The 19,432-nt window shown below is 40.4% G+C and carries 20 protein-coding genes and 1 pseudogene; 6 read left to right on the top strand and 15 right to left on the bottom strand.

The window, feature by feature from the left end; genetic code table 11:
* The first annotated feature begins 92 nt into the window (after positions 1-92).
* The 6 genes from def to GWP40_RS13625 all read left to right on the top strand — a co-directional run bounded on the left by def (position 93) and on the right by GWP40_RS13625 (position 5,967).
* Entirely contained in the window at positions 93-614 is a 522-nt protein-coding gene (gene def / locus GWP40_RS11040) for a peptide deformylase (RefSeq protein ID WP_212565354.1), read from the top strand.
* Positions 614-1,591, top strand: coding sequence for a methionyl-tRNA formyltransferase (gene fmt / locus GWP40_RS11045; RefSeq protein WP_212565355.1), 978 nt, complete (start codon positions 614-616; stop codon positions 1,589-1,591). The genes def and fmt overlap by 1 nt, the downstream gene beginning before the upstream one ends.
* Before the next feature lie 15 nt (positions 1,592-1,606).
* Positions 1,607-2,608, top strand: coding sequence for a PASTA domain-containing protein (locus GWP40_RS11050; protein WP_212565356.1), 1,002 nt, complete (start codon positions 1,607-1,609; stop codon positions 2,606-2,608).
* A gap of 111 nt (positions 2,609-2,719) precedes the next feature.
* Positions 2,720-4,711 (top strand): excinuclease ABC subunit UvrB, encoded by a 1,992-nt coding sequence (uvrB, locus tag GWP40_RS11055; protein ID WP_212565357.1) that lies wholly within the window; start codon positions 2,720-2,722, stop codon positions 4,709-4,711.
* Between the two features lie 271 nt (positions 4,712-4,982).
* A complete protein-coding gene (locus GWP40_RS11060) occupies positions 4,983-5,909 on the top strand; it encodes an Rpn family recombination-promoting nuclease/putative transposase (RefSeq protein WP_212565358.1) in 927 nt (308 codons plus the stop codon).
* Positions 5,902-5,967: a UvrB/UvrC motif-containing protein gene (locus GWP40_RS13625; RefSeq protein WP_212566607.1), complete on the top strand. Its 66-nt coding sequence runs from the start codon at positions 5,902-5,904 to the stop codon at positions 5,965-5,967. The genes GWP40_RS11060 and GWP40_RS13625 overlap by 8 nt, the downstream gene beginning before the upstream one ends.
* Before the next feature lie 253 nt (positions 5,968-6,220).
* Here GWP40_RS13625 and GWP40_RS11070 read toward each other — a convergent pair whose 3' ends face one another.
* The 15 genes and pseudogenes from GWP40_RS11070 to GWP40_RS11140 form a co-directional block, all read right to left on the bottom strand.
* Positions 6,221-6,562: a hypothetical protein gene (locus GWP40_RS11070; RefSeq protein ID WP_212565359.1), complete on the bottom strand. Its 342-nt coding sequence runs from the start codon at positions 6,560-6,562 to the stop codon at positions 6,221-6,223.
* Positions 6,563-6,639: 77 nt separating this feature from the next.
* Complete coding sequence (locus GWP40_RS11075) at positions 6,640-6,864, bottom strand: hypothetical protein (protein WP_212565360.1); 225 nt, start codon at positions 6,862-6,864, stop codon at positions 6,640-6,642.
* Between the two features lie 10 nt (positions 6,865-6,874).
* A complete protein-coding gene (locus GWP40_RS11080) occupies positions 6,875-7,492 on the bottom strand; it encodes a hypothetical protein (protein ID WP_212565361.1) in 618 nt (205 codons plus the stop codon).
* 202 nt (positions 7,493-7,694) lie between these two features.
* Complete coding sequence (locus GWP40_RS11085) at positions 7,695-9,242, bottom strand: SLBB domain-containing protein (protein WP_212565362.1); 1,548 nt, start codon at positions 9,240-9,242, stop codon at positions 7,695-7,697.
* Positions 9,232-10,239, bottom strand: coding sequence for a GNVR domain-containing protein (locus GWP40_RS11090; RefSeq protein WP_212565363.1), 1,008 nt, complete (start codon positions 10,237-10,239; stop codon positions 9,232-9,234). Before GWP40_RS11090 ends, GWP40_RS11085 begins: the two co-directional genes overlap by 11 nt.
* A 79-nt stretch (positions 10,240-10,318) precedes the next feature.
* Positions 10,319-11,419 carry a dTDP-glucose 4,6-dehydratase gene (gene rfbB / locus GWP40_RS11095; protein WP_212565364.1) on the bottom strand — a complete coding sequence of 367 codons (1,101 nt, stop codon included), beginning with the start codon at positions 11,417-11,419 and terminating at the stop codon, positions 10,319-10,321.
* The gene (gene rfbD, locus GWP40_RS11100) at positions 11,420-12,292 is read right to left on the bottom strand and encodes a dTDP-4-dehydrorhamnose reductase (RefSeq protein ID WP_212565365.1); all 873 of its coding nucleotides are present in this window, start codon (positions 12,290-12,292) and stop codon (positions 11,420-11,422) included.
* A 16-nt stretch (positions 12,293-12,308) separates the two neighbouring features.
* Positions 12,309-12,849 (bottom strand): annotated as a pseudogene (gene rfbC / locus GWP40_RS11105) (dTDP-4-dehydrorhamnose 3,5-epimerase).
* Between the two features lie 100 nt (positions 12,850-12,949).
* Positions 12,950-13,327: a PD-(D/E)XK nuclease domain-containing protein gene (locus GWP40_RS11110; protein WP_230974437.1), complete on the bottom strand. Its 378-nt coding sequence runs from the start codon at positions 13,325-13,327 to the stop codon at positions 12,950-12,952.
* On the bottom strand, positions 13,263-14,492 hold the full coding sequence (locus tag GWP40_RS11115; protein ID WP_212565367.1) for an ATP-binding protein: 1,230 nt from the start codon (positions 14,490-14,492) through the stop codon (positions 13,263-13,265). The genes GWP40_RS11110 and GWP40_RS11115 overlap by 65 nt, the downstream gene beginning before the upstream one ends.
* A gap of 81 nt (positions 14,493-14,573) precedes the next feature.
* Positions 14,574-15,449 (bottom strand): glucose-1-phosphate thymidylyltransferase RfbA, encoded by an 876-nt coding sequence (gene rfbA, locus GWP40_RS11120; RefSeq protein WP_212565368.1) that lies wholly within the window; start codon positions 15,447-15,449, stop codon positions 14,574-14,576.
* A 41-nt stretch (positions 15,450-15,490) separates the two neighbouring features.
* Positions 15,491-16,309 carry a glycosyltransferase family protein gene (locus GWP40_RS11125; protein WP_212565369.1) on the bottom strand — a complete coding sequence of 273 codons (819 nt, stop codon included), beginning with the start codon at positions 16,307-16,309 and terminating at the stop codon, positions 15,491-15,493.
* A 63-nt stretch (positions 16,310-16,372) separates the two neighbouring features.
* A complete protein-coding gene (locus GWP40_RS11130) occupies positions 16,373-17,260 on the bottom strand; it encodes a glycosyltransferase family 2 protein (RefSeq protein ID WP_212565370.1) in 888 nt (295 codons plus the stop codon).
* Positions 17,261-17,277: 17 nt separating this feature from the next.
* Positions 17,278-18,309, bottom strand: a complete 1,032-nt coding sequence (locus tag GWP40_RS11135) for an EpsG family protein (protein ID WP_212565371.1) — start codon at positions 18,307-18,309, stop codon at positions 17,278-17,280.
* Positions 18,302-19,420 carry a glycosyltransferase gene (locus GWP40_RS11140; RefSeq protein WP_212565372.1) on the bottom strand — a complete coding sequence of 373 codons (1,119 nt, stop codon included), beginning with the start codon at positions 19,418-19,420 and terminating at the stop codon, positions 18,302-18,304. Before GWP40_RS11140 ends, GWP40_RS11135 begins: the two co-directional genes overlap by 8 nt.
* Positions 19,421-19,432: the final 12 nt, after the last annotated feature.

Here is a 19,432-nt window from a genome sequence, read left to right on the forward strand (position 1 = left end):
ATAAGCCCAAAAAAGTCAAGTAGCCGTTGATAGATGCGTGTGCCTTGCAAACACATTGACCGCACCGCATAAATTTTGTACTATGATGCGCAATGAAGGTACTGTATTTAGGTGAAGAAACGCTCCGGCAGCCCTCAAAGCCGGTAGAACATATCGATGAAGCCTTGCATGAATTGATACGGGAAATGTTTATAACGATGGATACTGATAAGGGTATCGGTTTGGCGGCGCCTCAGATAGGAAAAAACATAAGACTTTTTATCGTAAAAATCGATGACGGCGTTGAACGGGTGTTTATCAATCCGCTCATTGTCGGTACTTCGGAAAAGCAATGCAGCTACGAAGAAGGCTGTTTAAGCATCCCTAAAATGTATGCGGATGTTATCCGCCCCGAAGCCGTAACCGTGCAATATCAGGATATGAATGGACGGCGTAGGACGATAGAAGCAACCGGTTTACTCGCGCGGGTTATCCAACATGAGTATGATCACCTTGAAGGCGTCCTTTTCATCGATCGGTTATCCGAAAAAGAACGGGATAGCCTCGTTGCAAAGTTCACTCAACAGCAAGAGCGCAAAAAACAGCGCGAAGCAAAAAAGCGGGCGCGTGCATAATGAATGTTTTTTTCGCAGGGACTCCCGATTGTGCAATTCCTGCATTGCAGGCAATCGCAAAGGCATATCCTCTTGCCGGTGTGCTGACCGCTCCGCCCGCCCGTATCGGACGCGGTAAAAAGTATGCTGAGTCTGCCATAGCGCAGGCGGTTGCCGAACTAAAAGAACACGGCGTTATCGCTCAGGAGGTACCGGTACTGACGCCCGAAAAACTAAATGCGGACTTCCGCGAAGCCGTAGCAGCGCTCAGACCCGATATAATGGTATGTTTTGCCTATGGAAAGATTTTCGGCCCCAAGGCGCTGGCGCTCTTTCCCAAACACGCGCTCAATATTCATCCATCCCTGCTGCCCCACTGGCGAGGCCCGAGTCCGGTACCCGCAGCAATCCTTGCAGGAGACAGCATAACCGGTGTAACCGTTCAGTATATGGCGCAGGAAATGGATGCGGGAGACATCATCATTCAAAAAGAACTGCCGGTTGAATCGTCCGATACGACCGAAACACTGTTAACCCGCTGTGCAGAACTCGGCGCTTTGCTCATCGTGCAAGCGCTTAAAATGGTAGAAACAGGTTCCGTCACTGCAACGCCGCAACATCATGAAACGGCATCGTACTGTACTCTGATACAAAAAGACAGCGGATTACTGAACTGGCAGGACAATGCTGCCGCAATAGACCGGAAAATACGCGCCTACACCCCGTGGCCGGGAGCCTTTACCTATTGGGTTGGCTCAAAACTTTCTATTACACAGGCTCATCCGTATGCGGGGAACGCAGCGGCGGAATCTCCCGAAACGCCGGGACTGGTACTCGGCATTGATAAACGGGAAGGCGTCTTGATACAAACGGGAAAGGGTATTTTAGCGGTTCAGATACTCCAAAAAGAAACCAAAAAAGCAATGCAATGGAAGGATTTTTTAAACGGAGCAACCGGTTTTATCGGAACAACGCTCCGGTCTCTTCCTGAAACATAAATCTAAGGATTAACTATGGGTATAGGTGATATTGCTGATGATATCAGCGGAAACGGAAAAACAATTGTTATTACATCGTTGGTGATGCTCATCGTTTTTGTTGCGGTTTCGACGCTGGTCTTTTTTATTTCGTTAAAAAGTGCCGAACAGGTGATGGTGCCGAATGTTGTCGGTAAAGATTTACCCGAAGCGCTGCTCGATTTGCAGGCGCGTGAGCTCTATCCGCGCATTCAGCTCCGCTATTCTCAAAAAGCGGACGAAAAAGGGCTTATCCTTGAACAGGATCCCAGCCCGGGAGCTATCGTCAAAGGAGGCAAGCGGATCGAGCTGGTGGTAAGCCAAGGGACTGTTATCGATACGGTACAGAATTATATCGGAGAAAATATCGAAGATGTACAAAACCGGATACGGGAGTTGTTTACTTCCGGCAGCCGTCAATACATCCGGATTAAACAGCCGTATTTGACGAAATACAGCGCCGAACCTGCAGGCACCATCCTTGAGCAGGAACCCGCAGCGGGAACACCGATTTCAAATAATATGGAGCTGACCTTTGTGGTAAGCAAGGGAACGCAAACGGAAACAACCCAAGTTCCCGATATGACCGGCGCCGATCTTAAAAAAATATATCAGGTAATGCAAAGAGCTGCGGTAACCTTTGCCTTTACCGCAGGCAGCGCCACGGGAACGGATATTACCGTACAACAGCAAAGTGCCGCAGCACAGAGTGAAGTTCCGGTATTTTCTCCGGTAACACTGACCGTTTCCCTACCGGAATCGGCAAACGGTATGGTGTCCGGCATCCTTAAAACAACACTGGCAGAGTTTCCCTATCCCTTTACCGTTTCGCTCTATGCAGCGTATCCCAACGGGGATAAAGATCTCCTTACCTCATTCCGGCATCCGGGCGGCGCATGTTCAGTACCATACACCGTTCCGGAAGGAACAAAGCTGTCGCTGGAAGTACTCAACAAAGAGGTTTACACCGAAACGGTAGGCGCAAATACAGCGGAATAGGCGGTTGCTGCAGGGCACGCGCTTGTACCACCCCTCACCCGTTCTCCGCTAGGACTATATTATATTTTCCTTCTACACAAACCGTGCGTAATAAGGTACACTTCTTCCATTATGAAGCAGTTTAAACTCATGGCGGATTATCAGCCTGCCGGAGACCAAGGGGATGCAATACGGCAGCTTGCGGACGGTATACTGGCAGGCGATCGGTTTCAAACGCTCAAAGGCGTCACCGGTTCGGGTAAAACCTTTACGATGGCGAATATCATTCAGGCGGTACAAAAGCCGACGCTGATTATCAGCCACAACAAAACGCTTGCGGCGCAGCTTTACCGCGAGTTCAAAGGCTTTTTCCCGGAAAATGCCGTTGAATACTTTGTTTCATACTACGATTACTACCAGCCGGAAGCCTACGTCCCGGCGCGGGACCTTTATATCGAAAAAGATGCTTCTATCAACGACGAAATAGACCGGCTCCGGCTTTCGGCAACATTCAGTTTGATGGAGCGGCGGGATGTTATCGTTGTGTCGACGGTATCCTGCATCTACGGTTTGGGCTTGCCCGAATCGTGGCGCGATTTACGCATCACCATAGAAAAAGGACAGACCATTGATCCCGGAAAACTCAAAAAGCAGCTGATCAGTCTGCAATATGAGCGGAACGATGCGGTGTTGGAGCGCGGTCGGTTCCGTGTCAAGGGCGATGTGATGGAAGTATTCCCTGCGTATATGGAAGAAGCCTACCGCATTGAGTTTGACTGGGAAGAGATTGTGCGTATCCGCCGCTTTAATCCGCTGACCGGAGATGTGAGCCAAGAATACGAAGAGCTTTCGATTTATCCTGCAAAGCACTTTGTTATGCCGGAGAATGCGATACCTAATGCTATCGAGCGGATTAAACAAGAGCTTGATACCCGTTTGGAAACACTCAAGACGCAGGGAAAGCTCTTGGAGGCGGAACGGCTGAAAACCCGTACCGAATACGACATCGAAATGCTCTCCGAGATGGGCTATTGTCCGGGGATAGAAAACTACTCTGCGCCGATTGCAAACCGCAAGCCCGGGGAGCCGCCTGCAACGCTTTTGCATTACTTTCCCAAAGACTTTCTCCTTTTTATGGACGAAAGCCATGTAACCTTTCCGCAAATCGGCGCGATGTACGAAGGCGACCGCAGCCGTAAGCAGAACCTTGTGGACTTCGGCTTCCGGCTCCCCTGCGCGCTGGATAACCGCCCGCTCAAAATGAAAGAGTTTGAACAGATGCTCAATCAGGCAATATTTGTTTCCGCAACGCCCGGCCCCAAAGAGCTGCAGTATTCCACCCGCGTTGTTGAGCAGCTCATCCGCCCGACCGGTTTGTTAGACCCGCTCATCGAAATTCACCCGATCGAGGGGCAGATGGAGCATATCTACGGTGAGGTAAAAAAACGTATTGCAAAGGACGAGCGGAGCCTTATCCTCACCCTCACCAAGAAGATGGCGGAAGACCTGACCGACTACCTCACCGGTTTGGGCTTAAAGGTAAAGTATATTCACAGCGAGGTGGAAACCATTGAGCGGGTGGAAATCCTTAAAGGTTTACGGGCGGGCGAGTTCGATGTGCTTATCGGGATTAATCTTTTGCGAGAAGGGATTGACTTGCCGGAGGTATCGTTTATCGGCATCCTCGACGCGGACAAGATCGGCTTTTTGCGCTCAACCACCAGCCTCGTACAGATTGTCGGGCGGGCGGCGCGTAATGCCAACGGCAGCGTAGTGATGTATGCCGACCGCATAAGCGATGCGATGAAGGAAACCATAGAAGAAACAACCCGCCGCCGTTCAATCCAGCAAGCATATAACGAGGCGCATGGCATTACGCCCAAGACTATTAAAAAATCCATCGAGGATATTCTGGTACGCGAAGCGGAAATCAAAAAAGAAGCCGCCCGTACCGAAACGGAACCGCTCGTCAACAGCTTTAATATTTTGAACCCCGCCGACCGCAAAAAGCTCATCAAAAAGCTCGAGGCGCAGATGGCTGAATACGCCGATATGCTCCTCTTTGAAGAAGCGGCGGTGGTACGTGATAAGATTGAAGAGATTAAACGCCTTGGTTCCTTTTGAAAATATACGGCACATCTGCGTTGTCGCTTAACAAAAAACAGTCCTCGACGTACAAAAAGTACGCCTGCGGATGTTTTTTGTACGCTCCTAGCATCTGTGGCGTCTATTTTCAAAAGCCTGGTTCAAAAATATACGACATATCTACTGCGTCATACGGTAAAAAAGTGTCCTCAACGTATCAGAACGTCCTCGGATGGACGAGGACGTTCTGATTAGAGAGGTTATAAAATTGTGGTAAGTATGGTATAATAACGTACAAGTGAGGTACGCTATGCCAAAGCACAACCGCAGGTACAAAGACTCGGTGTTTGTTGACCTTTTCAGCGAAGACGAAAAGGCAAAAGAAAACTTCTTGTCGTTGTATAATGCCTTACATAATACTAATTTACAGCTTTCATGTCCGGTAGAAAACATACGGCTTGATAATGTCATGTACATGAATATTATCAACGATATATCTTGCCTTGTAGACAATAAGATTGTTGTTCTTGCGGAGCATCAGTCTACTATCAATGAAAATATGCCGATACGCTTTTTACAATATATCGCGCGGCTCTACGAAAAACTGCAAACTCCGACAGACAGATACTTAAGAAAGCTGTCAAAAATACCTACACCGGAATTTTACGTCTTTTACAATGGGATGGAAGACTACCCTGAAACTACAATTTTAAAGCTTTCAGATGCATTTATGACAAAATCGGATGCCCTGCCGCTGGAACTTATCGTAAAGGTCTATAATATAAATACGAGGAAGGGAGCACAAATATTAAGCTGTTGCAGAACTTTAGATGAATACAGTTTGTTTGTAGAAGAAGTACGCATACAAACACAACTCGACCCTGAAAACGGCTTTACGAATGCGGTAAAAATATGTATAGAAAAAGGTATCTTAAAGGAATACTTACAAAGAAAATCACGGGAGGTAATTAATATGCTAGTAGCAGAATACGACTATGATACGGACATTGCGGTACAGCGAGCAGAAGCGGGCAGAATAGCCTTTGCCGAGGGTATTGAGCAAGGTATTGAGCAAGGCATTGAACAGGGTATTGAACAGGGTATTAAACAAGGATTTTCCGATGGAGCGTACCAAACAAAGCTTGAAACGGCAAAACTTATGCGTATACATAATTACTCGATTGGCGAAATTTGTACAATGACCGGTCTCAGCCAAGAAGAAGTAGAAAGTGTTTGAAGAGGCGGCGGTCATTCGCGACAAGATCGAAGAGATTAAAAGATTGGGCTCCTTTTGAAATATACGACATATCTACTGCGTCATACGGTAAAAAAGTATCCTCAACGTATCGGAACGGACAAGGATGTCCGTGGTTATAAGCAGTAGCGATGTTTTTGCGCAGCAAAAACTCGCGTTCAAAAATTGACAAGGAGGTCAATTTTTGAACTTGCCACGGATGGCACTGGTTCTCGGCTCAGCAGCGTGTTTGCAGAGGAAACACGCTGCTGAGCTGCGCAACGGCAGGTACTAAACCACACGAATAAATTAGATTACCCCCAACATTTTTTCCAGAAATCTTCTGCATCTTGACCGGTAACCTTATAAGTATTACGCCATATCTCGTTAGGAAACATACCTCCACTAAGAAAATATTTACCAAAAGAAATATAAACATCCCAGTCATTAAGATTTTTGAAGTTATCCGCAAATGGGGGAAAATTATCCAGATACTTTTTAACAGTATCCTTAATTTCCGATGCAATTAGATTCCTTGCCTCACCTTCACTGATATTATGCTTTGCCTTAAGAATATCGATGATTTCTGGTGTTTCCAGTGATTTTTTCAGATTTTTTTCCAAAGCCAGGCGAACCAATGTCGATAATTTAAGCATATGAAATCCTCCTGCATGCTCATTATACTTACCATCGACTTCATCATCATCTACCGGAGGAATAGGTCTATCATAATTTACAGTCCACCTTTTGCTAAAAATACGCTTAGTTCATCTTCCAGTATTATGAGCTGAGCCTCCGCCTTTTTAATTTTTTCAAGCATAACTTGCTTTTGTATTTTTTCCAACTTGGCAAATACCGTATCAAAGAGCTCTTTTTCCGTTACTTTAGGTTCTTCATCAAGATATTCTATTTTATAATATCCGGTCCACGCCTCAAACGGCTGTTCGTTTTTCTGCATACAAATCTCCTTATGCTAGCCCCAACATCTCGCGCAGATGACCTTGGAACTCTCCGGATGTTGTCTCCCCATTCAAAAAAGCTTTTATCTCCTGCTTTATACCGGTAGGAAAGCGCCGCCAATAAGAACCCGTCCAATCATGCATTGCAGCGGTAAGACTGCGCTGTGTGTCAACCGGCATTTCGCCCAAACTGTACGAAACAAACTGTATAACCATTTCGTATAACAGATCGGCAGGAACACCTTGTACCGAACCGTTCTTTGCTAAAGAAGCGCGGCGGCTTTTTCCACGTTGACTGCTTGATTGAGGAATCCATGAATCAACCAGATCGACGATCTGATCCTTGGAAAGCTCAGGCGCTTCTTTTTGCAAAATATCGGTGGCGTAATTCCGAAAAGTATGCCGAACGCCATCCATACTAGCATCAATAGAAGCATAGATCGATTCCGACATTTTCTTGGCTGCTTCTTCCGGAGTAAACGGGAAGTTACCGTTTAACGCTCCCTCAAGCTGACCTTGCCGACGTTCAATTGCTGCAGCAAATGCATCGATTTCGCGTATATTCGCTTTATTCAATATATAATCAAGCGCAAAGAGGAAATCGCTGTCGCCCTTCGTATTGTTCATGAGGAAAGCATATACTATTTTACGGGATTTTTAAAGAGGAAGGATATAAGTGCGAAATCTTGTCTCAAATTTCGCACAGAAGGAAGATAACAACCTAAAATATTTTAGAGCGATTGCCTCAAAAAAGAAAGGAAAAATCTTGAGAAATCAACACCCCGACACAGAGCATCGGGGGATTAAACACTCCGCACGAATAAAAAATTTATCGCTTCGTCAAGGTAATGATAGAAGTAATGATAGTTAAAATCGTTGCTGTTACCGTAATGAGTGGTACATACATATTAAAATTATACATAAAGGCATTACTTTTTGCCGTAATAATCGTATTCGGACCGATAACCGAATCCTTGGCAAGTTTTTTGCCATATACATCTTTAATTACAACAGCTCCACCGGTATTCCGTTGATAGTCAAAACCGCCCGCTAATGCAATATAAAAGTCAGCTTTACGACCGGGAGTATACGGATACGAACCGGGATTCGTTACAGCACCATCAACAGTTACGGTTTGTTTAATCTCGGGAACAACCAGTCGGTCTTCTGCCTCGATCGGAATAATTTCGTGATAGGATGGATCGAACAATAGCGGACTTAAATTTATCGGTATCTGTTTTCCTTGCCGAAAAATATACGCTCCTGTAACATCAATCCACGGTTTAGTGAAAATCGGTAACCGCTCGCGAACGATCGAAATAAGATCATCCCCTTCATTAAAGGGAATTGGAATAGTCGTAACCACAATTTTGGTCTCGGTATCTTTATTTATTGTACTTGTATCATTCTGGGTTGAAGAAATTCCATTTGTATTACCTTTTTGACTATCTGCCAAAATCGTACGTCGTGTTTCAACATCAAGCGGAATGTCAAGATACACAAAAGGACGCAGTGTTTTTTGAGTATCAATATAGACTTTATCCAAATGCTGCAGCTGCTCATTTCCATCCGGCTCACCGCTCAGCGCAACAAAAAAAGAATCAAACTTCGTGCTTCCATCTTCTGTGTTTGTTGTACGGGTTATTTTAACCTGTGTTCTATTGGCTCCAGCGGTATATCCACTGCCGTAAACGTCAATCAGCTGAGCAAGCGTTTCTGTTTCTGCCAATTCATACGTTCCGGGACGCTCAACTGCTCCGGAAAGTGTAACACGCCGCTTAACACGTGGGATAGAGATTACATCACCGGGCGATAAATACGGGTCTTGAGTAAGATCCCCAAAACGTATTGCCTGAAAAAGATCATAATCAATTGTTTTTCCGGAACGCCCTGTAATAGACAGATAACGATTTGAAGCAAAATCCGTTAATAGACCGGTAATAGCTTGAGATGCGCGCATAAGTCCCCAGGCTTTTACTTCTGTTGTTTTATTCACTTCCCCCTTCACCGTTACGGTAAAAGTACTGGGGGCTGTAAGTACAAACTGAACCACACTCAGTGGATAATTTTGTGAAACCAGTGTTTCAACCTGTTTTTTAACAGCCATAAAGGTCTTACCGTTTGTATTCACCGAACCTAAGTTAGAAACACGGATAATGCCGCTTGAGTCCACAACGATCTGATAACTCACAGCATTTTGCCCAATCGTATAACCAAGTTGATATATATCCCCCGGCAAAACACGATAATCGGGATTCGCCATTGCTTGTTGAGCTAATCGCTTTGACTCAGTTTCCGCATCGGAATTTGAAGCTGCACACAATGAAAAAGCTGCAATAAAACATACACATACAAGTAAAATAGTTTTATACTTCATGTTGCTTGTCCTTTTTCCGTAAGAACTTTGCCTGCACTTCAGGATCGCGATATATCTCCTGCACGGCATTCAAAAGAAAAGCAAGAAATATTGAAAAGAATAATCCTGCAGCAAATGCAATAATACATATTTTTGCACGCGACGGTCCGGATTTTTTTTCGGGTACTTCGGGCATATCCAATATTTGAAATACCGGAGTTTCGCCCGCCATTTCTACTTTCAAAAGTTCATACTGAGCTTTTAATTGCCCGTATATCTTTTCTTGAATAGAAATTTCACGCTTGATTTGTTCTATCGTAAGAGCGGTACCTCTCATCCCACCTGATTGAGCTATTTTATTTTCCAAATTGCCTGCTTCCCGCTCTAAACGTTTTATTTCATCAAATGATTGTTTCAAACTTTTCTCTAAATTTTCTTTTTCGTGGACTTTTTTATCAAGACCAAGCTCTGCAAAACGTTTTTCATAATACTCAACAGCAATCAAGACAGCTTTCTGCGCAAACTCAGGCTCAATATGCGTAGCAGCTAATGAAAACACTCCGCTTTTTTCATCCATTTTTGCTTTAAGTAAACCCTTGACTATGGTTCGGGTCTCGGTTTTGAGGAATTTTTTAATCTTATATTTTTCGGCAATATGCAATTCATCTGCAATAGTATCGAGAAAAGAATTACTGCCGGCAATATAGAGCGCTAACTGCTGCGTATTATCGCTGCCCCCCCCTGCTAGATTACCGAGACCATTTTGCTGCAACATCGACGCTAAAGTTCCACCGGAAGAACTTGTACTGCTTTGTATGCGCATAAAGGCTGTACTGGTGTATACATCCGGCATATATGACTTTTGGGGATCCATTTTTTTACCAATAAGAACATAGGTAAAAACACCTATTGAAACTATACCCGTTAGCGCAACAATCAGCCATCTCCAGCGCCATAATACGGCAACTAAATCTAACAAAGATATTTCGTCAGAATTATTATTTATATCATGTTCCACTATAATCTCCTTAGAGCTTATTCGATCCAGTTAATTTTTAGGAAGTCACAGCCTATGTATTTTTTGCATTTCAAGTATATTACCGACCGCTATAGTTCTTTTCGATCCACTTTCGGTATTCACCGGAACGAACATTTTCTATCCATACTTTATTTTGCAAATACCAGTCAACAGTATGAGCAAGTCCTGTTTCAAAATCAAACATACGTTTCCAGCCCAGCTCTGTTTTAAGCTTTGTACAATCGATAGCATAGCGCCGGTCATGCCCGAGCCGATCGGTTACGTGAGTTATAAGAGCCCTAATCTTTTCTATATTTAGACCCGCTTTTTGAGAAACGATATCGATCAACTTATGTAACAGTTTAATATTTGCCCATTCGTTTTCACCACCGATATTATAGGTTTCCCCTACTCTGCCATGTTGCATAATAAGCTGCACGGCGCGGTTATGATCTTCAACATGAATCCAGTCGCGTATCTGCATCCCGTCGCCATATACCGGCAGAGGCTTTCCTTCCACAATATTTAAAATCATCAGCGGAATGAGCTTTTCCGGGAACTGAAACGGTCCGTAATTATTTGAACAATTAGACACGGTGATGGGCAGGCCGTATGTATGAAAATACGCCTTTACCAAATGATCACTTGATGCCTTGCTTGCAGAATAAGGAGAGCGGGGATCATACGGTGTCGTTTCTTGAAAATAGCCTTCTGCGCCAAGCGATCCGTATACTTCATCTGTACTTATATGGTGAAACAGCACATCATCCCGCATGGAACCATCGCTCTTTTGCCATGCCTTTTTTGCTGTCTCCAACAACGTGAAAGTACCGAGTATATTCGTTTGTAAAAAAACTTCCGGCCCTAAAATGGAACGGTCTACATGGCTTTCCGCCGCAAAGTGTATTACAGAATCAATATCATATTTTTCAAAGATACCGGCCACGAGCTCTTTATCACAAATATTGCCGTGAATAAAAATATACCGTGTATCAGCAGTGCTCCCGCCGAATTCAGCTTCTATATCGGAAAGACTTGCCGCATTACCGGCATAAGTTAATGCATCAAGGTTGATAATGCGTCCTGTAAATGTGGAGTCTTTTTTTAATAAGGTGCGGATAAAATTTGACCCAATAAAACCGGCACCGCCTGTAATAAGAATATTTTTAAAACTGCGCATTTAGAGTAACTCCTTGAGATATAATGAAAGGCTCTCATTCCAATTCGGAACCGAAAGAGAAAACACTTCTTTAATTTTTTGCTTATTGAGCAATGAGAAAGACGGACGGTGAGCCTTCTGTGGAAATTCACTACTGGTACACGGAACAACTGAACAAGTTCTCTTGAGAAGCCCCATCTCTTTTCCTTGCCTGTAGATTTCACAAGCGAAATCGTACCACGTTATATTTCCCTCATTTGAATAATGATAGATATCATAACGGTGATTGTTTTGCTGAATTATTTGCAGTACAGTTTTTGCCAAATCTACGGCATACGTCGGAGAGCCTCTCTGATCATTGACCACTTTGAGGCTGCCTTTTTCATTCATTAAGCGAAGCATCGTAGAAACAAAATTAATACCGTTTTTTCCATAGAGCCATGCAGTACGGATAATATAATGTTCAGGCAATAGCCCGATAATATTCTGCTCACCTTGCAATTTTGTACGACCATACACACTCTGCGGATTAGTAACATCGGTTTCTATATACGGAACAGCAGAAGCTCCATCAAATACATAATCCGTAGAAAAATGAATGAGCTGTGCTCCGTACTGTTTCGCAACCTCACAAATATTGATAAGGGCATCCGCATTCAGCTTTTGGGCTGTTTCAGGGTCGTCTTCCGCATTATCTACTGCCGTATATGCAGCACAGTTAATAATCCACTGCAAAGCGCCGGTTACAAAGTTCCGTTGCGCAAAAGTTTCTACAGATGTTCTATCGGTAATATCAACTTCCTTATCCGAACCGATCCATTGTATACTATATTGGTTAAGCTGCGCAGCAACCTCGCTTGCGAGCATCCCCTTAGAACCTATAAGCCAAATCATAAAATCTCTCGCTTTATTATTTCATTCCAAAAGCAGGGTACTTTGTATCCTTTTCGGAGAATATATAGGGAACATCTAATTTCGGCCATTCGATACCGATTACAGGATCGTTCCACATAATGCCACCTTCATCTTCAGGGTGATAAAAGTCCGTACATTTATACGCAAAGACAGCTTCATCACTCAATACTAAAAAGCCGTGTGCAAATCCCGGTGAAATAAAAAACTGATTTTGCCGTTCTGCAGAAAGGAGAACCCCGTACCATTTTCCGTAAGTAGCAGACCCCTTACGAATATCAACTGCAACATCGAAAACCTCTCCGCTTAACACCCGTACCAATTTTCCCTGCGGATAGTTCTTTTTGAAAATGTAACCCGCGCAGCACTCCTTTGGAAGACTTTGACTGATTATCCTGCACAAAATTATAAGCAATGCCAGCAGCAGCAAAATCGCGTTGCGACCAACTTTCAAAAAAATAACCGCGGTTATCAGAAAAAACTTTTGGCTGAATTTCGTAAAGTCCGGCAATAGGGCATTGTACAATGGTAAAAGGCATTAATAATTCTCCTGTTTAATTCTTCAATACATTTCCGCTCTATACGGCGAAATAGAGTATCCTTAATTACACCGAAGCGATCTCATTGCAGCTACCGAAGTTATAGCTTCGCATACTTAAATTCGCTTATATTTCTCTTTTCACTATCAAAATTAATACCTATGACATAAATATCTTTACCTTGATTTTGATATTTTTCATAGTATTTTTTCTCCATTATTTGTGCGATACCGTCTCCTGCACCCATCTTAAACTCAATAATATAGACATTATTTTCAATGGTGATGCTCATATCAATACGCCCTTGATTGGTGCAATCTTCGGCAACAAAGGGCATGTTCAAACTATAGAGATAGGTGTAAATCACACTCGCATAAAAACCTTCATACTGCGCAATATAGTTACTTGAATAATTATGATACGGAATATTCGCAAAAACACGCACAAGATGGTTTTTTAAACGTTTCCATGTCCGCATTTTCCAGTGCAGAATATAGATTATCCTGCATCTTTGTTTTTTCAATAACTGAGGGCGTTACCACATTGAGGAGTTCTTCATTTAAAGATTTTTGTACTTCAAAATTCGGAATCCTCAACTGATAATAAAGTCCTTCCCTTACCGTAACAGCTGCCTTTATCGTAAGATACCCCGCTTGATACAATAATACCGGTAACTCAATATTATCGATGTCAAAAGATTGCAGGATTTCCTCTCCGACTTTTATATTCTGTAAATCAGGCGGAAAGAACTGCTTTTCTTGCATCAGGCGTATCAAAAAAGTCGGCGTTCCGGATTCGAACCAATAATTCCTATATGAATGTCCTGCCGTACAGAAGTTAAGAATATCAAACGGATTATATACATTGTCCTTTAAGAAATTATACCCGTCATACCAGCGCTTCACCTTTTCCATATCAGCGCCTTCCAGATACGGCTGAAAGCTTGTTTCGAGATCGGTTTGCGTATACCCGCAGATATTTCCGTATTGAGGATACAACGATATATCGACAAGGTTATTCAGTCCGGAAAAAATACTCACCTTTGCAAATTTACTCACCCCGGTCAGAAATGCAAATTTGACATATTCGTCGTTGTATTTGATATGTTCATACAAACCTTTCAGCGTATCGCGTGCATAATCCCTCATTGCAGGATCGGTAATATTGTCCAGTATCGGCTTATCGTATTCGTCTATTAAAATAACAACGCGCTTGTTGTACTTTTTATAGGTTTCTTTGATAAGTAAATCAAACTGAGAAGAAAGTGATAATTCTTTATCAAGCATTACACCAAGGGATTCGGCATTCCAAGTTAGTGCTGATTGTACTTCACTTTGGAAATTAACTTCCGATGTAAAATTACCGCCCCAATGAATCCTGATAACCGGATAGGCTTCAAAATTATATTTATCGTAAATATATAAGCCTTTAAAAAGCTCCTTCTTCCCTTCAAAAATTGCTTGCAAGGTGGTTAAAAAGAGACTTTTACCGAACCGCCGCGGGCGAGATAAAAAAACGTATTTATAATTATTGATTAACTGATATGCTTCTTGTGTTTTATCAATGTAGACGTAGTTACCGGTAATGATCTCAGAAAATGAGTGTATGCCTACCGGCAGTTTTTTTCCATGACAGTTATTCATTGTAATCTCACAAAATTAGATTTTCCAGCTTTCTTTTTTAAAAGAACTCTTCAATAGGACATTGTACAATGGTAAAAGGCATTAATAATTCTCCGCAATATACTGTAGGTATTGTCCGTACTCGGTTTTATACTTTTCAGCAAGTTTTAAAAGCTGCTCTTTGGTTATCCAGCTTTTTAAGTATGCAATTTCTTCAATGCAGGACACATACATACCCTGCCGTTTTTGAATAGTCGCAATAAAATTTGATGCCTCCAATAAACCGTCATAACTGCCGGTATCGAGCCATGCCATTCCGCGCCCTAGCTTTTCGACTTTTAATTTTCCGGCAGCAAGATAGGCATTATTAACAGAGGTGATTTCAATTTCACCGCGAGCGGACGGCTTCACATTCTTCGCAATCTGTACAACGTCGTTATCATAAAAATACAATCCAGGTACCGCATAGTGCGATTTAGGGTGCTGAGGTTTTTCTTCTATTGAAATTGCCTTGCCGTTTTGGTCAAACTCCACGACACCATACGCAGTAGGATCTTTTACATAATAACCGAAAATAACAGCACCATTATTCTGCTCTATTGAATGCACTCCTTCAGCTAAGGTTGCAGAAAAACCCCGACCGTAAAAGATGTTATCTCCGAGCACTAAAGCACATGGATCATCACCGATAAATTTTTCACCGACAATAAAAGCATCTGCCAAACCGCGCGGCTTATCTTGGACTGCATATTCAAAACGCATACCAAGCCACTCGCCGGTTCCAAACAGTTCCTTAAAGAGAGCAATATCCCGTGGCGTAGAAATGATGAGGACATCACGAATTCCGGCAAGCATCAACACCGATAACGGATAATAAATCATCGGTTTATCATAAAGCGGCAATATTTGCTTGGAAACAGCCCGCGTAAGCGGATATAAACGAGTGCCGGAACCGCCGGCAAGGATTATGGATTTCATATATTACTCCTAAACAGTATTAATAATTAACGCATATAGAATTATTGTGCTATCTCTTTTAAAATTTTATCATTCATTATTTTTCGTTCTTTATCAAAGAACCATCCATATTTATTAAAATACTTTATTGCCGAAATAATATGTAATTTCAACATTTTTTTTGAACGATACGAACTTCGAGCATGATCATGAATAATAGTGAGATAGGGATAAAAAATAGTTTTTCCAAGTCGGTGCAAACGACGAATAAGGTCGAAATCTTCAAGATACATAAAAAATTGTTCATCAAAAAAAATATTGCCTTGTTTTATAGTATCCAAGCGCAAAAACATAAAACATCCAGATAAGCAAGGAGGATTTATAATCTTATCGTATCCTGAATTTTTCAACACATATCTATCATTAATATTATTCAAAAATTCCCAAGCTGGTAAAAAGCGCCTAATAAATAAATCTATGGGAGTTGGTAAAAGCTTACACAAATATTGCAATTCGCCGTTAGGATATATTACTTTCGGCAATATATAAGCAGTATCACCATGCTGATTCATAAATCTTTTTAAGTCATCTAGGATTCGAGAATCAAATCGAATATCAGGATTTAAAACCACATGGTATTGAGAATTTTCATCTATTGCCTTATGCAGTGCGATATTATGTCCTGCGCCATACCCTACATTTTTATTATTAAAAATATATCGTATGTGAGTCAAATCCATATTTAACTTATTTAGGTCAAATTCTTGCTCAGAATTATCAATCAGATACAATATCCGCTCAGCACTTGGCGCATAGGAATTAATTGCATTACGTAATTGAGAAATATCGGTATTATATAAAACAATTGAAGCTGTTATCATTTATTAATTTCCCTTATGGTATAATACATTTGCAGCATATACAAAACTACGATACATAGTATATTACGAAGTATGGTAGCCTAATCTACCTAAAACACCATCATAGAGTCCCCTCATACAATATTTGAATGTAGTAAATTTTTTAGCCGAGCAAACGGCAAATAACCATGGATAAGCACATCCTTTACAAAATAATATAAACTTATCAACCTCTGATAAAAATCTAGTATGTAAAGACAAATATATCGTATTACGTGTAATATAATAACATCGAATATTAGTATGGATGTTTATTTTCTTATGACCAATCACACGAACTCGGTCACCAAGAGTATGTTGTAAAACTAAGTTTTTGCAGCCAATAATTTTATAATCATAAAAATTTAATTTCCAACACCATTCAAAATCCACAGAATCGATAAATAAGTCTTCATTCATACAACCAATAGTTCTTAGATATGCCACACGAATTACTAATCCTGACGCAATCGCTTGAAAAACAACACTATAAAGAGCATCTGGATAACATTGTTTAATCCATATTCTTCTTTTATAATAAAACCGTCTATGCTGATTAGATATAACATCATATATAGAAGGTGCAAAAGCAGCGATATTATCCAATAAAACTGAAGACAAGGCTTCATAAAAAGTTTTTATGTAATTCTTAGCAAATATACTATCTTGATCACTTAAAACAATATAATCAAAATTCTTTTTAATAAAATATCTAAAACCAACATTGGTAGCATATGCAATTCCCATATTTTTATACAAAGAAGCAATGGTACAATTTCTTAGACGAGAAAATTTTGTATTTATATCATCAAAATTTTCTGATCCATTATCAACTAATAAGACTTCATCAACTTGCTCAGCAATAGAAAAAAAAGTTTGTTCTAACAAATTAATATCTGGATTATATGTTACAATGATAACGCCAATAGTCATAACGAATATCAACTCCACTATATAGAAAAATTAAGGGGATTCATTAACGTGAAAAAATAATACACAAAACCTAAAGTAAAAGTAAAGAACATCCCTAAAACCATCATGTGTTTTTCTTTAATAGCATATACTGAGTTCGGTAATAAAACAATTAAAACGGTAGATAAATACCCAGAAATTCTTACAGCAAAAACCGGTAAAAAATTAAAAAGGTAGAAGCTGCATATACCATAAAATGATATTCTTACAAGAAATCTATCATAATCAGAAGCGAGGTATTTATTAACATACAATAAAAAATAATACAAAAGAAACATTACAATATGAGCAAAAGAATAAATATTAGCTCCCGTATTATTACTATTAGCTAATAGAGTAAGATAAATATTGATTTTACTAGATAAAAAAGAAGGCAAAACAGGAACAATCATTCGAAAAAGCATAAAAAGCGACCATCCAACCTCAACGAGAAAAAGTAATATAACTGGAAACAGAAAATAAAAAACACGCTTAATTTTTAACCTTTCTACCAATGGAAGAAGCAATAAAAAAAACGCGGAATAATGAAATAGTATCGCAGGAACAATTGTAAGTACATACATGAAATATTTTTTTTTAAAAAGATAGGGAAGTGACAATAAAAAAAAACCGATAGAAACGGCTACTCGAATTTGGGTCGCTTCATGGAGCAGTACAAAAGCAGTTATATATATATAGAAAGAAAGATACGGATAAAGGGCTTGTTTACAAATAACACAAATTTTTAATGTAAAAGCTAACAACGAATACATCAAAAGGAGGCCTCGAAAGCCTGTTCCGAAAAAGATTGATAATTTGGCTATCAACAAAAAACCTATATCAGTGGTAAAAGCTACTTCTCCGGCATTTATAACACCACCAGAAATAGCATCAAATAAACTCAAATACGATAATGAATCTCTATCAGCTCCGATCGGTCTCAAAGCAACTATAATAGCAAAAAAATATCCAATGAAGAACAAGAAAATAACTTGACCTCTTAAACAAAATTCAAACCTATTTTTAATCATAAAGTTTATCCAAGATCGGCCGCATTGTAATATGCATATCACAATTATTTTCTGCAAAAGCTCTAATATTATATATCTGTTTCTGCCGAGGTTCTCTCCATTTAAGCATATCATAAAAACTTAAAATAGCTTCAATATCAATAGGACTATCATCATCAGGAACATAGTGCACATATACATAGTCATTAGTTAATATGTCGATTTTAGCTGATGCCACCATAGGTAAACCACGAGCCATATATTCCCTCGATTTTAGCTCGCTAGAAAGTATGATACCTTTACGATGGCACCCCAGTGAGCATACAGCCATATCAGCTTGATTAAATACAGCAGACAAATCATCGCCTGCTAAAATTCCATGAAATATAACATATCGTTCTAACTTATATGTACTCACCATGTCTCGATATTGTTGCAATGCATCGCCATCGCCAACAAAATCAATAAATATTTTTTTTTCAGGATTGTTTTTATAGTGTGCATATAATCCATCTATCAACCTATCATACCCATGCCATGAAGAAAATTGGGCTACACAAATTAAATGTATATCATCATGGTATGCTTTAGCGGTAACAAGAGGGATAGCACTACAATCTATTCCATTCACTATTTTGATCGTTGGAACGCCAAAAATCTCATCGTGATGAGAATATGTAGCTATATAATTAATGTACTTATATAAACATTTTCTAAATAAACGATCAGTAAATAGTACAATGGAACCTTTTATTCCTGTATGCTCTTCATCATAAGGATATGTGGGAATTTCATAAATAATCCTACAATTCTGATTTACTTTTTTGATAGCAGCAAGCAAATAAAGTAAATTCCTATCGGTAGGGCTAAATCGACGAACATAAATAAAATTAATTCCAGAAAAATCAATATTAGAAATTTTTTTTATATACACTCGTTTAGTAAAAAAGAAAGAAAGCAACCGCCTAAAATACGATGCATCTGTAAAGTTATAATTTACCAACTTTGTATCCAACCCATTTGTATTCAATACTTTAAGCTGAGATAGAATCTTTTTAGCAATTCCGGTTGCATGTACATTTATATCATCGAAATTATAATTTTGTTTACAGAGATATAAACCTCTTTTCATAAAAACCTCATC

The organism is Treponema vincentii, from assembly GCF_018336815.1.
Taxonomy (GTDB): Bacteria; Spirochaetota; Spirochaetia; order Treponematales; family Treponemataceae; genus Treponema.

Coding starts and splice junctions, on each gene's coding strand:
- GWP40_RS11050 (WP_212565356.1), top strand. CDS start 1,607: ATGGGTATAGGTGATATTGCTGATGATATCAGCGGAAACGGAAAAACA.
- GWP40_RS11075 (WP_212565360.1), bottom strand. CDS start 6,864: ATGCAGAAAAACGAACAGCCGTTTGAGGCGTGGACCGGATATTATAAA.
- GWP40_RS11130 (WP_212565370.1), bottom strand. CDS start 17,260: ATGACTATTGGCGTTATCATTGTAACATATAATCCAGATATTAATTTG.
- GWP40_RS11140 (WP_212565372.1), bottom strand. CDS start 19,420: ATGAAAAGAGGTTTATATCTCTGTAAACAAAATTATAATTTCGATGAT.
- GWP40_RS11070 (WP_212565359.1), bottom strand. CDS start 6,562: ATGCTTAAATTATCGACATTGGTTCGCCTGGCTTTGGAAAAAAATCTG.
- uvrB (WP_212565357.1), top strand. CDS start 2,720: ATGAAGCAGTTTAAACTCATGGCGGATTATCAGCCTGCCGGAGACCAA.
- rfbB (WP_212565364.1), bottom strand. CDS start 11,419: ATGCGCAGTTTTAAAAATATTCTTATTACAGGCGGTGCCGGTTTTATT.
- rfbD (WP_212565365.1), bottom strand. CDS start 12,292: ATGATTTGGCTTATAGGTTCTAAGGGGATGCTCGCAAGCGAGGTTGCT.
- GWP40_RS11115 (WP_212565367.1), bottom strand. CDS start 14,492: ATGAATAACTGTCATGGAAAAAAACTGCCGGTAGGCATACACTCATTT.
- GWP40_RS11135 (WP_212565371.1), bottom strand. CDS start 18,309: ATGATTAAAAATAGGTTTGAATTTTGTTTAAGAGGTCAAGTTATTTTC.
- GWP40_RS11060 (WP_212565358.1), top strand. CDS start 4,983: ATGCCAAAGCACAACCGCAGGTACAAAGACTCGGTGTTTGTTGACCTT.
- GWP40_RS11125 (WP_212565369.1), bottom strand. CDS start 16,309: ATGATAACAGCTTCAATTGTTTTATATAATACCGATATTTCTCAATTA.
- GWP40_RS11110 (WP_230974437.1), bottom strand. CDS start 13,327: ATGCGGACATGGAAACGTTTAAAAAACCATCTTGTGCGTGTTTTTGCG.
- rfbA (WP_212565368.1), bottom strand. CDS start 15,449: ATGAAATCCATAATCCTTGCCGGCGGTTCCGGCACTCGTTTATATCCG.
- GWP40_RS11080 (WP_212565361.1), bottom strand. CDS start 7,492: ATGAACAATACGAAGGGCGACAGCGATTTCCTCTTTGCGCTTGATTAT.
- GWP40_RS11085 (WP_212565362.1), bottom strand. CDS start 9,242: ATGAAGTATAAAACTATTTTACTTGTATGTGTATGTTTTATTGCAGCT.
- fmt (WP_212565355.1), top strand. CDS start 614: ATGAATGTTTTTTTCGCAGGGACTCCCGATTGTGCAATTCCTGCATTG.
- def (WP_212565354.1), top strand. CDS start 93: ATGAAGGTACTGTATTTAGGTGAAGAAACGCTCCGGCAGCCCTCAAAG.